The sequence below is a fragment of the Hymenobacter monticola genome (genome assembly GCF_022811645.1).
GTDB classification, from domain to species: domain Bacteria; phylum Bacteroidota; class Bacteroidia; order Cytophagales; family Hymenobacteraceae; genus Hymenobacter; species Hymenobacter monticola.
In genome coordinates, this window is the sequence record NZ_CP094534.1 from 3,750,441 (window position 1) to 3,766,186 (window position 15,746).

General features: G+C 61.4%; 15 protein-coding genes. 5 read left to right on the forward strand and 10 right to left on the reverse strand.

The window, feature by feature from the left end; genetic code table 11:
* The first annotated feature begins 126 nt into the window (after positions 1–126).
* The 5 genes from MTP16_RS15465 to MTP16_RS15485 all read left to right on the forward strand — a co-directional run bounded on the left by MTP16_RS15465 (position 127) and on the right by MTP16_RS15485 (position 6,625).
* Positions 127–1,071, forward strand: a complete 945-nt coding sequence (locus tag MTP16_RS15465; protein ID WP_243511291.1) for a helix-turn-helix domain-containing protein — start codon at positions 127–129, stop codon at positions 1,069–1,071.
* A gap of 94 nt (positions 1,072–1,165) precedes the next feature.
* Positions 1,166–1,918, forward strand: coding sequence for an SDR family oxidoreductase (locus tag MTP16_RS15470; protein ID WP_243511293.1), 753 nt, complete (start codon positions 1,166–1,168; stop codon positions 1,916–1,918).
* A gap of 216 nt (positions 1,919–2,134) precedes the next feature.
* Entirely contained in the window at positions 2,135–4,147 is a 2,013-nt protein-coding gene (locus tag MTP16_RS15475) for a glycosyltransferase family 2 protein (RefSeq protein ID WP_243511296.1), read from the forward strand.
* 123 nt (positions 4,148–4,270) lie between these two features.
* Positions 4,271–5,491 (forward strand): pyridoxal phosphate-dependent aminotransferase, encoded by a 1,221-nt coding sequence (locus tag MTP16_RS15480; RefSeq protein ID WP_243511299.1) that lies wholly within the window; start codon positions 4,271–4,273, stop codon positions 5,489–5,491.
* Positions 5,492–5,620: 129 nt separating this feature from the next.
* Complete coding sequence (locus MTP16_RS15485; RefSeq protein WP_243511301.1) at positions 5,621–6,625, forward strand: bifunctional heptose 7-phosphate kinase/heptose 1-phosphate adenyltransferase; 1,005 nt, start codon at positions 5,621–5,623, stop codon at positions 6,623–6,625.
* A 96-nt stretch (positions 6,626–6,721) separates the two neighbouring features.
* On the opposite strand, the gene MTP16_RS15490 is transcribed toward MTP16_RS15485, so the two are convergent.
* From MTP16_RS15490 to MTP16_RS15535, 10 genes are all read right to left on the reverse strand, one after another.
* A complete protein-coding gene (locus tag MTP16_RS15490) occupies positions 6,722–7,504 on the reverse strand; it encodes a carboxypeptidase-like regulatory domain-containing protein (protein ID WP_243511303.1) in 783 nt (260 codons plus the stop codon).
* A 278-nt stretch (positions 7,505–7,782) separates the two neighbouring features.
* Complete coding sequence (locus MTP16_RS15495) at positions 7,783–7,989, reverse strand: hypothetical protein (protein WP_243511305.1); 207 nt, start codon at positions 7,987–7,989, stop codon at positions 7,783–7,785.
* Between the two features lie 59 nt (positions 7,990–8,048).
* Positions 8,049–8,612 (reverse strand): sugar O-acetyltransferase, encoded by a 564-nt coding sequence (locus MTP16_RS15500; RefSeq protein WP_243511307.1) that lies wholly within the window; start codon positions 8,610–8,612, stop codon positions 8,049–8,051.
* A gap of 45 nt (positions 8,613–8,657) precedes the next feature.
* Positions 8,658–9,911 carry a M1 family aminopeptidase gene (locus tag MTP16_RS15505; protein ID WP_243511309.1) on the reverse strand — a complete coding sequence of 418 codons (1,254 nt, stop codon included), beginning with the start codon at positions 9,909–9,911 and terminating at the stop codon, positions 8,658–8,660.
* Positions 9,911–10,120 carry a zinc ribbon domain-containing protein YjdM gene (locus tag MTP16_RS15510; protein WP_243511311.1) on the reverse strand — a complete coding sequence of 70 codons (210 nt, stop codon included), beginning with the start codon at positions 10,118–10,120 and terminating at the stop codon, positions 9,911–9,913. Before MTP16_RS15510 ends, MTP16_RS15505 begins: the two co-directional genes overlap by 1 nt.
* A 142-nt stretch (positions 10,121–10,262) precedes the next feature.
* Positions 10,263–10,454 carry a hypothetical protein gene (locus MTP16_RS15515; RefSeq protein ID WP_243511314.1) on the reverse strand — a complete coding sequence of 64 codons (192 nt, stop codon included), beginning with the start codon at positions 10,452–10,454 and terminating at the stop codon, positions 10,263–10,265.
* Between the two features lie 4 nt (positions 10,455–10,458).
* Positions 10,459–10,740, reverse strand: a complete 282-nt coding sequence (locus MTP16_RS15520; RefSeq protein WP_243511317.1) for a hypothetical protein — start codon at positions 10,738–10,740, stop codon at positions 10,459–10,461.
* Entirely contained in the window at positions 10,740–11,765 is a 1,026-nt protein-coding gene (hemE, locus tag MTP16_RS15525; RefSeq protein WP_243511320.1) for a uroporphyrinogen decarboxylase, read from the reverse strand. The genes MTP16_RS15520 and hemE overlap by 1 nt, the downstream gene beginning before the upstream one ends.
* A 639-nt stretch (positions 11,766–12,404) precedes the next feature.
* Positions 12,405–14,843 (reverse strand): TonB-dependent receptor, encoded by a 2,439-nt coding sequence (locus MTP16_RS15530; RefSeq protein ID WP_243511323.1) that lies wholly within the window; start codon positions 14,841–14,843, stop codon positions 12,405–12,407.
* Positions 14,844–15,145: 302 nt separating this feature from the next.
* A complete protein-coding gene (locus tag MTP16_RS15535) occupies positions 15,146–15,580 on the reverse strand; it encodes a MarR family winged helix-turn-helix transcriptional regulator (protein WP_243511326.1) in 435 nt (144 codons plus the stop codon).
* Positions 15,581–15,746 lie beyond the last annotated feature (166 nt).

Below are 15,746 nucleotides of genomic sequence, written 5' to 3' on the forward strand. Positions count from 1 at the left end.
TCAGAAAGCCCCGATGCCCCAAAGGCGTTGGGGCTTTCTGCATCCAGACCAGTTCCCATGCTTTGATAAACCTTCCATGCTGTGGCGGGTTGCTGTGGCTTTGAATCTTACAAGCGGCTTGTGCCCATGACCACCTCTGCCCTCACTACCCTTTACCAGGAATTGGCGCCCTGCACCAGTCTGGACCTGAACACGCTGCTGCCGGGCGGCATTCAGCGCGAAGTGGGTCACTTCAACGTGTTTAACATCGCCGATTTTCTGGCGTCGAGCCAGTTGCGGCCTGATACGTCGTACCCGTGCCGCTCCTTTTACAAAATCAGCCTGCTGCACAGCCGCAGCGCGGCCGAGTACGCCGGCCGAACCGTCGAAATCGAGCCCGATGCCCTGGTATTTTCGAGCCCGAAGGAAGTGTTTCAGTGGCTGCCGACCGAGTTGCAGCGGGGGCACTTCTGTCTTTTCACGCCCGAGTTTCTGCTGCCGGTGCTGGGCGGGCTCACCATCGAGGAACTGCCGCTGTTCCGGGCCGATGGCAACCTCGTGTTTCAGCTGACGCCGGCCGAAACCACGCGGGCTACGGCCATTTTTGCCCGCATGCACGAGGAATTGGCTTCCGACTACGCGCACAAGTACGACCTGCTGCGGGCCTACGTGCTGGAGCTGCTGCACCTGGGGCAGAAGCTCCAGCCCGCCACTGAGCTGCACCCGGCGCACTCGGCCGCAGCCCGGCTGGTGTCGCGCTTCGTGGAGCTGCTGGAGCGGCAGTTTCCGCTCACCACGCCCCAACAGCGCGTGGGGCTGCGCACGGCCAAGGATTTTGCCGACCGCCTGGCCGTGCACGTCAACCACCTTAACAAAGTGCTGAAGGACAGCACCGGCCGCACCACCACCGACCTCATTGGCGGGCGGCTGGCGCAGGAAGCCAAGGTGCTGCTGCGCGAGTCGGAGTGGACGCTCTGGGAAATTGCCGACAGCCTGGGCTTTGTGGACGTGGCGCATTTTTCTCACTTCTTCCGCCGCTACGCCGCCGTGAGCCCGGGTGCCTTTCGCACGCAGAGCGCCGTGCTGGTTTGATTTCTACAAGAAGCGGATTGGCGGTTACAACACCGCCGGCCGTGGGGCAGGGGACCTTTGTCGTGTTCAATCAACACCTCAAAACCCACTCCTCATGAGTACTTCCAAAATCGCCCTCGTCACCGGCGGCAGCCGCGGCCTGGGCAAAGACATGGCCCTGAAACTGGCCCAGCAAGGCATCGACGTGGTGCTGACCTACCGCACCCAGCAGGCCGAAGCCGCGGCTGTGGTGGCCGACATCGAAGCCCTGGGCCAGCGCGCCGCGGCGCTGCCCCTTGATGCCGCTGCGCCCGGCACCTTCGAAGCCTTCTCCGCCCAGCTAACCGAGACGCTGGCCACCACTTTCGGCACCGACCGGTTCGACTTTCTCATCAACAACGCCGGCACCAGCCTCACCGCCCCCATTGCCGACACCACCGAGGCGCAGTTTGACGAGATGCTGAACATCCATTTCAAGGGCGTGTACTTCCTCACGCAGCGGGCGCTGCCGGTGCTGCGCGACGGCGGCCGCGTCATCAATATTTCCTCGGCCACTACGCGCACCTCCTTCGCCGGCGCCTCGGCGTATGCCAGCATGAAAGGCGCCGTCGAAGTTTTCACGCGGTACCTGGCCCTGGAACTGGGCAGCCGGGGCATTGCGGCCAACGTGGTGGCGCCGGGCGCGGTGTTTGGCGGGGGCGCCATGACGGATACGCCCGAAATCCGCGCCTACGTGGCCCAGCTGACGGCCCTCGGCCGCATCGCCGAACCCGACGACATCGGCGGCATCGTGGCCTTCCTCTGCACCGACGCCGCCCGCTGGCTCAACGGCCAGCGCCTGGAGGCCACGGGTGGAGTGATGCTATAAGGCTAATAAATGCGCTGTTTTCGTAAGCCGAGCAAGCAACAGAACGCAGCTGCCGGTAAGCCGGCGGCTGCGTTTTAGCTGTTTTAGGAAGAGGAACCAGCGCCATAACTTGCTCTTTTGGCCTGCAGCACGGCGGGTTCGGGTAGTCATAGATTGGGGCGTACTGGCTTGCGGATTATTTGCAATGGCTGGCACTGCGTAATTTCGTCTGCTGTGGTGAAGCTCTCCGTCATTATTGTTAACTACAACGTCTGCTACTTTCTGGAGCAGGCGCTGCTTTCCGTGCGGCGAGCGGTGGAGAAGCTCGGGCAGCCGGTGGAGGTATTTGTAGTGGACAACAACTCGGCCGATGGCTCGGTGGGCATGGTGCGCGAGCGGTTTCCGGAGGTCATCCTCATTGCCAACCGCGACAACCCCGGCTTCTCGAAGGGCAACAACCAGGCCCTGCGCCAGGCCACGGGCCAGTACCAGCTGCTGCTCAACCCCGACACCGTGGTGGAGGAAGACACCTTCCGGGCCTGCTGCGCCTTCATGGACGAGCACCCCAACTGCGGCGGCCTGGGCGTGAAAATGCTAGACGGCCAGGGCCATTTCCTGCCCGAAAGCAAGCGCGCCCTGCCCACGCCGTCGGTGGCGTTCTACAAGATGTTCGGGCTGGCGAGCGTTTTTCCGAAGTCGCGCACTTTCGGACGCTACCACTTGGGCTTTCTCGATAAGGAAGAAACCCACGAAATTGAAGTGCTCAGCGGGGCCTTTATGCTGCTCCGGAAGGAGGCCCTGGACCAGGTGGGCTTGCTCGACGAGGACTATTTCATGTACGGCGAGGACATCGACCTCTCGTATCGCCTCACCCAAGGGGGCTGGAAAAACTATTATTTCCCCGGCACCCGCATCATTCACTACAAGGGCGAAAGCACCAAGCGCACGAGCGTAAACTACGTGTTTGTGTTCTACCGCGCCATGGTGATTTTTGCGCAAAAGCACTTCGCGCCGGGCCGGGCGGGCCTGTTTTCGCTGCTCATCAACGCTGCCATCTGGCTGCGGGCGGGCGCGGCCGTGCTGGAGCGCCTGGTGGTGCGCATTGCCCCGCTGCTGCTCGATGCCGGGCTGATTTGGAGCGGCATGTATTTCCTGAAAACGTACTGGGAGCGCAACCACAAGTTTGTACCCGGCGCTTATCCGCCGCAGTACATGGAAGTAGCCGTGCCGGTCTACATCCTGATTTGGCTGGTGTCGGTGTACCTGAGCGGGGGCTACGACCCGCCAATTCGCACTTCGCGGGTGGCGCGCGGGGCCTTCGTGGGCACGCTGGTTATTTCGGCGGCCTCGAACTACCTCGATGCCTGGCGCTTCTCGAAAGCCCTGATAATTCTGGGCGGCGTGTGGACGGTGGCTGCGCTGGTGGGCCGCCAGCTGCTGGCTCACTTCCTGCGTTACCGCGACCTACGCTTGGCCGAGCGCCGCCAGAAAAACATTGCCATCGTGGGCTCGGGGCCCGAAAGCCGCCGCGTGCGCCGCCTGCTCGAAGCCGCCGGCGTGCAGGCCCGCGTTATCGGCTATGTTTCCACGGTGCCCGTCGAAACCCTGGTGGCTGCCACCGTGGAAGCCACCTACTCGCACCGCTACGACGCCCCTGAGTCGCCCGAAGAGCCCCTGGGCGAGCTGCGCCAGCTGGCCGACATCATTCGCCTCTACGCGCTGGACGAGCTGATTTTCTGCGGCAAAGACCTGCCCGCCAGCCGCATCATCGCCCTCATGCTCAGCCTGCCGGCCGACCCGCCTGTGGCCTACAAAATCCTGCCCGAAGACAGCCAGTACATCATCGGCAGCAGCAGCAAAGACGCGCCCGGCGACTACTACACCCTCGACATTGCCCTGAACCTTTACCAGCCCCGGCAGGCCCGCGCCAAGCGCCTGCTCGACGTGCTGCTGAGCACCGGGCTGCTGCTGCTGGCCCCGTTGCTGCTGTGGTTTCAGCCGCGCAAAGCAGGGTTCCTGCGCAACTGTGCGGCCGTGCTGTTGGGCCGCCGCACCTGGGTGGGCCTGCGCTACACGCCCGGCCCGGCCAGCGCCGTGCCCGCCGTGTTGTCGCCGGCCGACGCGGCCGTGTCAGCCGCACCACTCAACGACACCACGAAGCGCCGGCTGGAGCTGCTTTACGCCAAAGACTACGAACCCGCCACTGACTTGCGCGTGCTCTGGCGCTGCTGGCGCCGCATGGGACAATAAGAACGTGTACCCCGAAGCTCCGCTTCGGCTCGTTGAACGATTCCAACGCGAGCCGAAGCGGAGCTTCGGGGTACACGTTCTGCTTCGGCCTTACCTTTGCCGCTTCATTCACCGCTGCCGCTTATGCCCGAAACCGTTGCTCCCACCACCTCTCCGCTGTCCGACCGGGTAACGGTCATGCAGGAATCGGCCACCATTGCCATGGCTAAGAAGTGCCGGGAACTGATTGCCCAGGGCCTCGACGTCATCAACCTCAGCTTTGGCGAGCCGGATTTTCAGACGCCGCAGTACATCAAGGATGCAGCCAAGCAAGCGCTGGATGACGGCTTCACGTTTTACACGCCCGTGGCCGGCATCCCGGATTTGCGGCAGGCCATCTGCGACAAGTTCAAGCGCGACAACCAGTTGGACTTTCAGCCCAACCAGATTGTGGTGAGCACCGGCGCTAAGCAGGCCCTGGCCAATGCGGTGATGAGCCTGGTGAATCCAGGCGAGGAAGTCATCGTGTTTTCGCCCTACTGGGTGAGCTACGAGGAAATGGTGAAGCTGGCCGATGGCGTGGCCGTGCCGCTGGTGGGCTCGCTCGAAAACGAGTACAAGGTGACCGCCGCGCAACTCGAAGCGGCTATCACGGAGCGCACCAAGCTCATCATGTATTCGTCGCCCTGCAACCCCACAGGTGCCGTTTTCAGCCGCGAGGAACTGGGCGCCATTGCCGAAGTGCTGGCCCGTCACCCGCAGGTGTACGCCCTGGCCGACGAGATTTACGAGTACATCAATTTCGTGGGCGAGCACGTGAGCCTGGCCCAATTCCCGGAGGTGCGCAACCGGGTGATTACCGTGAACGGCTTCTCGAAAGGCTACGCCATGACCGGCTGGCGCCTGGGCTACCTGGCCGCCCGCCCCGACATTGCCTACGCCTGCGAAAAAATGCAGAGCCAGATTACTTCGGGCACTTCTTCTATCATGCAGCGCGCCGGGCTGGCCGCCTTGCGCGGTGGCCGTGCCTCGGCCGATGAGATGGTGGCCGCTTACCGTCGCCGCCGCGATTTGGTGCTCGACATCGTGAAGGACATTCCCGGTTTCAAAACGCCCACTCCTAGCGGCGCTTTCTACATTTTTCCGGAAGTATCGGCCTATTTCGGCCGCACTGCGCCCGATGGCCGCACCATTGGCAATGCCATGGATTTGGCCCTGTACCTGCTGAACGAGGCGCTAGTATCGGCCGTGTCGGGCGAGGCATTTGGGGCGCCTAACTGCATGCGTTTCAGCACCGCCGCTTCCGATGAAAAGCTGGCGGAGGCTTTCCGGCGGGTGAAGGCCAGCCTGGCGAAGCTGGCGTAATTTTTATCACTTCTGTCATCCTGAGCGCAGCGAAGGACCTTATCACCCAAGAACAGTTTGCAGTAATTATTGCTTCAAACGGGATAAGGTCCTTCGCTGCGCTCAGGATGACAGCCTTTTGCTTTGAGCTTGCCTACATCTGATTCCTCCCTGCAAACGCTGTTCAACGACTTCAACAAGCTGCGCGTCCTCATCATCGGCGACGTGATGGTGGATGCTTACGTGTGGGGCCGCGCCACGCGCCTCTCGCCCGAGGCGCCGGTGCCGGTGGTGCACGTGGCCCGAACCGAAAACCGCCTCGGCGGGGCCGCCAACGTGGCCCTCAACGTGCAGGCCCTCGGCGCCACGCCGCTGCTGTGCGCCGTAATTGGTACCGACGCGGGCGGCGACCAATTGCTGCAGCTGCTGCACGAGAGCGGCCTGCCCGCCGATGGCATCCTGCGCAGCGCCCAGCGGCCCACCACGGTGAAGCAGCGCATCCTGGCCCAGGGCCAGCAGCTGCTGCGCATCGACTCGGAAGTGGAAACCGACCTGAACACCGACGAAAGCGCCCAGCTGCTCTCGGCCTACGACGACCTGCTGGCCCGCGCCGACGTGGTGGTGTTTGAAGATTACGACAAGGGCGTGCTCAGCGAATCCATTATTACCGAGTGCATTGCCCGGGCCCGGCAGCGCGGCATCCCAACGGTGGTCGACCCCAAAAAGAATAACTTCCTGGCCTACCGTCACTGCACCCTGTTCAAGCCCAACCTGAAAGAGCTGCGCGAGGGCCTGAAGCTGGAATTTGGCGACCCGGTGGCCGACCGCCCCGGCTTCGAGGCCGCGGTAGCGCGGTTGCAGGAGGTACTCACGCCGGAAATCGTGCTGGTGACACTGTCGGAATACGGCGTATTTGCGCAGCAGCAAGGGCAGAAAACCTACCTGCCGGCCCACCTACGCACTATTTCTGATGTGTCGGGCGCGGGTGATACCGTCATCAGCATCGCGGCGCTGTGCGTGGCGCTGGGGCGGCCGGCGGCCTTCACGGCGGCGCTGGCCAACCTGGGCGGTGGGCTGGTGTGCGAGCAAGTGGGCGTGGTGCCCGTGCAGAAACAGCGGCTGCTGGAAGAAGCCCGGGAAGCAGGGCTACTGTGACAGCGGCTGGTTGAATTACAGCAAAGGCCCCCGGCAGAACTCTGCCAGGGGCCTTTTACTTGATAAGATTGCGCGAGATGGCGCGGGCCGGGCCGGCTATCGGCCCCAAGTCACGTTGGTATAACCCGTAAAGCCGCCTGCCGATGGGTACGAGCGGGCAAATCGGACGGTCTTCCCGTTCGGGAAGGTGCTGATGAAGGGTGCGATGCAGGAATCCGTCCTGGGGTTGTCATTCAGCACAACCATGGTGACGTACGGGCGGACGTTTTGGGCCGTAAGGACGGAAAAAGGGATGGTGTCGGAAAAGCCGGTCGTCAAGTTGTTGCGGTAAAGCCTGGAGAATTTGAAGCTGGATAGGTCCAGCCCGCCGTCGTAGCCAACCGGCAGGTCGAGAAAAACCCGGTGGTAAAGGGCTCGGGTATCGGTGGTAATGGTTGTTTTGCGCACTCCGCTCACAATTAAGCGCTTGTTTGCGTTGTCGCTGCGGTAGGTGATGTCGTAATAGTTTTGGGGGCCCAGCAGCCTGCGGCCGAGGTGAACGGTTTGGGGCAGGAGGTAGGTAGCCGCTGTGGTCGCGATTTCGTCGGTGTAGTAGGTGCCGTAGCTAACGGTTCCGACCGACTTATAAATCTGCAAACGGTGGGCACCGGCCGCAACATTTGCAAGGGAAAAGCTGCCGTCGGCGTCGGTTGTGGTACTGGTAGCGGGGGCATCGTAGAGGCTGATAACGGTGCCGCTGTGGTCGGGCAGCAAGGCGCCGGCTTCGTCGTGGAGCACTACTTTTCCGGTGAACGTGGTCGTCGGTGCGGCGGCTTCTTCGTGTTTGCCACATCCGACAAGGGCCGCGCTTAAAGCCAGTGCGACGCAGGTGCGGACCATTTGAACGGGTACTTGAGCGAACATTAAGAACGGGCTGAAAAGTGGAAGGGGACCTTGGTTGGCTAAAGTAGGTCGTAGAAAATCAATGCCGGCCCAACGTCGTTGCCGCTGCTGCTATCGTGCGGGTAAGCGCGTCTGCAAAGCACCATCGTGCTCGGTGCGGGGCGGCGGCCTTCACGGCGGCGCTGGCCAACCTGGGCAGCGGGCTGGTGTGCAAGCAGGTGGGCGTGATGCCCGTGCAGAAACAGCGGCGGCTGGCAGAAGCCCGGGAAGCGGAGCTAATTTGATTGTACGTTAAACCGCCAGATTAAAAAGGCTGCTAAAGAGCAGCAAAAAAGGATTTGCCAGACTCTATTCCAGGGTGAATGTTTTTTTGCTGGCTCACCCAAAAAACCTCCACTCATCAGCTCCGCCAACAGCAATACTACTACAAACAGCCCTTTAGCAACCGACAAAACCGAATTAAAAAAACGGTTGAGCTTCATCTTTAGAGGATTTGGATTTTTTGTGTATGTGAGGCTGCTAGGGCTGTGCCTAGCCAAAGTTAATTGTAGTTGGCGATGCTCCTCACCACCCGCGCCGGGTTGCCCACGGCCAGCGAGTAGGGCGGAATGTCCTTCGTGACCACCGAGCCCGCCCCGATGACGCAGCCCGCGCCGATACTCACGCCGGGGCACACAATGGTGCCGCCGCCAAGCCAGCAGTCGTCGCCGATGCTGATGGGAAGGGCCAGCTCCAGGCTGCGGCGCACGGCGGCGTCGAGCGGGTGGGTGGCGGCGTAAAGCTGCACGCCGGGGCCGAACAGCACGTTGGAGCCAATAGTGACGCGCGCAGCGTCGAGCACCACACAATTCACGTTGAAATACACGTTGTCGCCGCAGTAGATGTGGCTGCCGTAGTCGCAGTGGAAGGGTGGCTCCACCCACAGGTTGCGGCCGGTGTGGGGAATGAGCTCGGCCAGAATTTTGCGGGACGCATCCGTGACGAGGTATTCCGTGACGTTGAGGCGGTGCAGGAGGCGCTTGGCGCGGGTGCGCGCCGCCAGTAGCTCGGGGTCGAAGGCGGCGTAGAACTCGCCGGCCAGCATTTTTTCCTGCTCCGTGGGCATGATGATGGGGCGTTGAAGAGGTCAGCCGAAGCGCGGCTTGGGGCGTTAGCGGGTGAGCAGGTCGCGGAGCCAGCGCTGGGTTTCGGGTCCGGCTTCCTGGCCTACTGTAGTGAGGAAGGCTTCGGTGGTGGCGGTTTTTTGTGCGGCGGTGGCGGCCAGGATGCTGGTGAACTTATCGTTGCCCACGCGGGTGTGCAGGGCGTGCAGCACGGCCGTGCCCTTGGCATACACCACGCGGCGGGTAGTGGGGTAGTCGAATTTGCTACGGTCGAAACCGATAATCCCGGGGGCGCCAACGGCCGCTTTGAGCCGGGTGTCTAGTTCCAACCGAAAGCCGGTGGTATCGCCGCTGGCTTGCAGGTAGAGCAGGCTGGAATAAGTGGCAAAAGCCTCGTTAAGCCACTCCTCGTAGCTGCTGACGGAGCCGTAGGCCCACCACTTGTGGCTGATTTCATGCGCCAGAATCAGCAGCTCGTCGCGTTTGCGCACATCGAAGTCCGAGTAGGTGATGTCCACGGCGTTGTCGAGCAGGCCGGCGGCGTTGCGGTTGGTGCCGGGCAGCAGCACCGTGAAGCGCGGAATGGCATCGCGCCGGCCAATGCTCTGGTTGTAGAAAGCCACAATGTCCGTGGCTTTGGTCAGCAGCACGGTATCGGCCGGGAGTAGGGGGCCGGCTTTCACTACCGCGACGGGTGGCCCGGGCGCTGAGGATGCCAGGCGCTGGAAATCGCGGGATATCAGCGCGGTGGGCTCGATGGCGGAGGTGGCGCCCCGAAACGTGAAGCGCCCGCTGCGGTGGGCGGCCGGCGGCCGGGTGCTCACCACGTCGTAGCCGGCGGGCGCCTGCACCTCCAGCTCGTATTTCGTCAGTTCGTCTTCTTTGTAGGGCAAGAAGGGCACCCAAACGGTGTTTCGGCTGAATTCCAGCACGTGCTCGGTGGCATACCGGGCCGTCAGGGTGCCTTCGTAGGTGACGGTGATGCGGTGGGGCTGCTGGTTGCCGGGCGGGTAATGTAGCGTGATGCCCTGCAGCGTATCCTGAAAACCCGCGTACCAGTAGGGCTTCGTGACCACCTGCCGCGCTCGCGGGCTGCGTACCGACAGTACCCGAAAGCTTCGGTTCAAATTCAGCAGCACGGGGGCGGGGGCCGCTCCGGCGGGCAGCCGCAGGGTGTAGCGGCACCAGAAATGCTTGCTGCCGGGCTCCACCTTAAGGAGAATCTGCGCGCGGGGCTGAGCCCACGCCATCGGGGCTAGGCCCAGCAGGCCGAGCAGGAAAACTAGGGGAAGCCTCGGCACTAGGCTTTCTTCAGAAACTCGGTTTTGAGCACCATGGTGCTGCCGCCGGCGCGGCCTTCAATCTCGGCGGGGCTGTTGGTGAGGCGTATATTCTTGACCAGTGTGCCACGCTTGAGGGTAAGCGAGGAGCCTTTTACCTTGAGGTCTTTGATGAGGGTAACGGCGTCGCCTTCGGCGAGCAGGGTGCCGTTGCTGTCTTTTACGTCCATGGAGTGGAAAGGAATATAGTTGAACGATGTAGAGACGCATATTTGCGTCTCGTCGGTCGCGCCATTTGGTTTTGTGCTGCTATCATTGTTCAACGACGAGACGCAAATATGCGTCTCTACATCGTTCTGCGGGGGCTAAGTTTTAGTGCCGGAACAGCATCAGATAAGCCAGAAAAAACAGGGGCGAAAGACTACCCAGCGTCACGAGCACCACCATCACGGTTTCGACGGTCGAGCGCTCGGACCGGCGCAGGTACCAGCGCCACATGAACACCAACAGCGCCAGCAGCAGGGCTAGCGTGAGGTAAAAGACGGGGCTGAAGGTGGTGGCCATAATGTTAGTAATTTTCGGGAGGATGCTTGGGAAACCAAATACCTCGAAAGCTTATAAGCCCAATGTTGGGCAGCACATGGTTCTGCTCAAGCTCATCAAGATTTTGAATTATACGGTATCGAAACGCTGGGATTTGACCGTTCGCGAACAGCATCTTTGAAACAAGGCTTTCAGCATCTTCAATACTATAAGCAGTCACACCTATGCCAAGTCCATGATTTGCAGGCGCAGTGAACTCTAACCAGTATTTGATTAGAAGAGAGTTGCTAGCAACAAGGTCTTTCATTACCCCCGCCAGCCCTTCACCGTGTCCACGAACACGCGGACATTGTCGGGGTCGGTATCCGGATACACGCCGTGGCCGAGGTTGGCGATGTGGGGGCCGCCGGCAAACTGGCGCAGCATGGTTTCGGTAGCCGCTTTCACCTGCTCGCGGGTGCCGTAGAGGGCGCAGGGGTCGAGGTTGCCTTGCAGGGTTTTGTTGCCGGCCTGCTGGCGCACCTGGGCCGGGTCCTGGTTCCAGTCGAGGCCGATGGTGCGGCAGGCGGTGGCGGCAAACTCCGGCACGGCCCACCAGGCGCCTTTGGCAAACACCGTGACGGGCACGAGCGGGGCCAGGGCTTCGGTGATTTCGGCGATGTAGCGGGCCGAAAACTCCGTGTAGTGCGCGGGCGGCAGGGTGCCGGCCCAGGAATCAAAAATCTGCACCACCTGGGCCCCGGCCGCTACCTGGGCTTTCAGGTAGGCAATGGTGGTGGCGGTTATTTTGGCCAGCAGCTGGTGGGCCAGGGCGGGCTCGCGGTAGAGCATGCCGCGGGCTTTGCTGAAGGTTTTGGAGCCGTGGCCTTCCACCATGTAGGCCAGCAGCGTCCAGGGGGCGCCGGCGAAGCCGATGAGGGGCACGCGGCCATTAAGGGCTTTTTTGGTGATGCGCAGGGCTTCGAGCACGTAGCCGAGGCCTTCCTCCGGGTCGGGGATGCGGAGCTTGTCGATGTCGGCGGCAGACTTGATGGTTTCCGGGAACAGGGGGCCGCGGGCTTCCACCATTTCGTAGCGCAGGCCCATGGCGTCGGGCACCACCAGGATGTCGGAGAAGATGATGGCGGCGTCCACGTCCAGCGCGTCGATGGGCTGGATGGTGACTTCGGCGGCCAGCTCGGGCGTTTCCACCAGCTCTTTAAAGCCGGAGAGGCGGGCGCGCAGGGCGCGGTATTCGGGTAGGATGCGGCCGGCCTGGCGCATCAGCCAAACAGGCGTGCGCTCGGTGGCTTCGCCACGGGCAGCACGGAGGAAAAGGTCGTTTTTCAGCATAGAAGGCGCAAAGGTACTTCCGGTACCACGACTGCCCGGAGATGCGCCGCTATGGAATCGAAATTTTGCCAGACATGACTAAGACAGAGAAACGGCTAGGTTCGGAAAACATCTTATAAAGCTCCTGCAGCTCTTCCGGACTGTGAGCACTGCCCCGCAATCGAACGGAATCCTGATGAGTCAATATGTGGCAGTGGTACGAAAGAAACACATGGGTCAGGGTGTCAGTGCTGGTGACTACCGTGTCGAGCCGGACCCCATTGCCTTTGTTGACAATGCTAATGTGTTGACTATCTAAGGTTCGTTTTATATCCCTTTCGTCCCATGAGTCAGGAAGGTTATTGAACGTGACTGGCCCTTCAAAGACAGTGCTGTCAGAACTCCTGATTTTTAAGGTAACTTCTGACTCACTGTCGCTCCCGTTTTGAAAATAGAAGACGGTCCGGTACATCTTATCCTTTGAGGTAGCGGTCGATTCGGAACCACACCCGACGAGTAAAAGCAGGAAGGGCAGAAAAACTGATTTGACGTTCATATGCAATAATGAAGTTAGTGCATTTTCATGCTCCAACTTCATTACTACACGCGAGATACCTCGGCTACGCTCGGCTTGACGGTCAAATCAGCTATTTAACCCTGCTAACCCGCGCGGCGCTTCTCGTCCTCGGCCCCGCCGCTACGGCGCTTCGTGGGCGCCAGCTTCTCGTTACCGAAACGGTAGCCGAAGGTCAGGTTGACGAAGCGCGTGTCGCGCTGCATCACGAAGCGCTCCACGTAGTTGTCATAAGTGGACGTTACGCGGCCAATTCGCGTGAAGAAGATGTCGTTCACGGCCAGTTTCAGGGTGCCTTTGCGGTCCCACAGGCTCTTTTGCACCCCGGCGCTCAGTTCGCCGTTAGGCCGCTGCACAAAGAAGCCTTCCACTTGCCGCGAATCGTAGCTGCCGTTCAGCTCGGCGCCCCAGCCTTTGCCGAAGGTGAAGGTGTGGTTCGAGGTCAGGTTCAGGGTCGCGCCGCCGCGGTCAAGGTTGGTGCCCGCCACGGCGCCCTCGAAGCGGTTGTAATACAGCACGGCGTTGTTATAAGTCTTCCACCATTTGGTAATGTCCACCGGGGCCGTCAGGGTGAGGGCGTAGTAGTGCTGCAGGTCGAGGTTGCGGAAGGTCGAAACCACCGTGCTTTGCGACTCGGGCTCTACCGTGTTGATGATGGGGTCGCTGGTGCGGCTGTAGCTCAGGCCCAGGCTGTACTTCTGCTTGAAGGTGTGGGTCAGCTCCACGTTGTAGCTGGTTTGGGGCAGCAGGTTGGGGTTGCCGCTGCCCGAGGTGGTGCGGTCGATGAGCTGGCGGAAGGGGTTGAGCTGCTGGTAGCCCGGCCGGTCGATGCGCCGGCTCAGCGACATGGCCAGTTCGTGGTTTTCCGTGAGCTGGCGCTTGATGGCGGCGCTCGGAAACAGCTGGAAGTAGTTGCGCTCGAAGTTCTGGTATTCCACCTCGCGGTCCTGCCGGCCCGTGGCGCGGGTTTGCTCACCGCGCAGGCCCACTTGCAGCGTCAGCTTGGGCTGGCTGTAGTTCAGGTTCAGATAGCCTGCGTTGATGTTCTCGTCGTAGCGAAAGCGGTTTGAGCGGTTCAAATCCAGCTGCCCGTTGGTGAAATTCTGAAGGTCATTGTCGGCCGTCACCAGGCTGGCTTTGGCGCCCACGTCGAGCCGCAGCTCCTTGCTGAGCGCCTGCGTATAGTCGGCCTTCACCGATTGAATGGCCAGCCGCCCGTCCTGGTCCAAGCGGTTGGCCAGCGCCGGCTCGCCCACAAAATAGGTTTGCAGCAACTGGTCGCGGGTGCTGCGGTAGCGGGCGTAGTCGGCATCGGCCGTGAGCTCCTGCGGCCCGGCAGCGTTGGCGAAGGTGTGCCGGAAGTTGAGGTTGCCGGCGAAGTTTTCGAGATGATTCTCGCCAGTGTTGGTGGAATTATACCGCTGTACCTGGTTGCGCAGCAGGTCGTACACCACCGATTGGTTGGTGCCCTTGGGGGTATTGCGGTTGCTGAGGCCACTCACCACAGCCCCCACCGTGGTTTTCTCGGAGAGGTTGTAATCGAGCCCGCCGCGCCAGCTGTGCGAGCGCGCCGTCACGGGCTGGCTATTGTCCTGGTCCGAGGTGCTGATGAGCTGGCGGCTGCCCGCGGTCGAGGGGCCGTAGAAGTCTCGGTGAATCGTCAGCAGGTTCAGAAAAGAGCGGTTGGCGTAGTTGTAAGAGCCGAATAGGTTCAGGTTTTTCTCGCGGTGGTTGAGGCTCAGGCCGCCGGTGTAGCGGTTGTATTCGCCCCGGCCGTAGGTCAGGTTCAGGGTACCGTTGGAGCCCAGGCGTTGGTCTTTTTTGAGATTGATGGCGATGATGCCGGCGCCGCCCTGGGCGTCATATTTGGCCGGCGGGTTGGTAATCAGCTCGATGCTTTTGAGCTGCTCGGCGGGCAGGGCGCGCAGGTACTCGGCCAGCTCGGTGCCCGTCATGGGCTGGCGCTTGCCGTCGATGAGCACTAGCACGCCCTGACGGCCGCGTAGGGCCAGGTTGTCGTTGCCGTCCACGGTCACGCCCGGCGACCGGCGCAGCACATCCAGCGAAGTGTTGCCGGCCGCCAGCGTCGAGCCCTCCACGTTCACGATGGTGCGGTCGGCTTCGCGCTCATACAGCGGCTTCTGGCCCACCACTTTCACCTCCTTGAGTTGCGTGGCGGCGCTGGTGGCCAGCGTCAGGGCCGGTAACTCCACGGGTTGCCCATTAGCCTCAAACGGCTGCGACCACCGCCGCTCAAAGCCCACCTGCGCCGCCGATACGAGGTAGCGCCCCGCCGCGGCCCGCTCAAACTGAAAAAGCCCCTTGGCGTCGCTAAACTCGGTTTTCACCACCGTCGAATCCTTGGCCCGGTGCAGAGTCACCGTCGCAAATTCGATGGGGCTGTTGCCGGCACTTTGAACGGCGCCGCGCACGTCGGTGGGCGCTTGGGCTTGCGCCTGATTGGTGTTGGCAAGCAAACTCGTCGCCAGCAGCAGGAGAGAAGCTGAAAAAAGTGAGTTTTTCATATAGAAAAGCAGAAAAAGGTTTGCAGAAAAAAGGTGAGGTTGGAAAGCAGCTTTGCTCAATCGAGCAAAAGATTATGACATATCATTAAGGTTGCTTCGAAACGAAAAATTCTGCCGCATTCCAGTGTTGGCGGTCGGGTTAAAAGATTGTAGCTATTGGGTAAGCAGTCGTTTGCCGGTCCGACGCCCTGGGCGTCCGACCGGTCGCCGCTCGCTCAACTTCGGTCGATGATTTCTGACATCCGACCGGTCGGACGCCTAGGGCGTCGGACCGGCAAACGACCAACTGCGAATCAGCTGTATCAGTTGGTGGCCGGAGCGCAATTCAGGGCGATGCGCTCCAGCAGTTGTCGCAGCACCGCGAGTTCCTCTTCGCTGACGCCGGCCAGGGCCACGGCCCGGTTGTCGAGCACGATGGGCTGCACAGCGTCGAGCATGCGGTGGCCCTGCTCGCTCACCCGGAGTTGGGTGCGGCGGCCGTCGTGGGGCAGCGGAATGGCTGACAGCAACCCGCGCTTGACGAGCAGGGCCAGCATGCGCGCCACCGAAGCCTGGTCCTTGAACACCCGCTCGGCGATGTCCTGTTGGGTGAGGTCGTTGTGCTCCAGCAGCACCCGCAGCACCAGCCACTGGTCCACGGTGATGCCGAGACCGGCCCGGTCGATATTGGCCTGGGCCATGCGCCGGTAGCTGCGAATGGCCTTATCGAGCGAGTAAAAGATGATAGAGCTCAGCATGGAGCGCAAAGGTAAAGCAGTATTTATGATATATCATAAACATTGCTTTCTCACGTGAAGGGTTTTGTTCGGGCGTAGGGCTTCACCCCCCGGCCCCCTCTTTCAAAGGAGAGGAGAGGTAAACGAAGCACGTAATATGACTTTGTTGCGCGCTGATTAAGGCTTT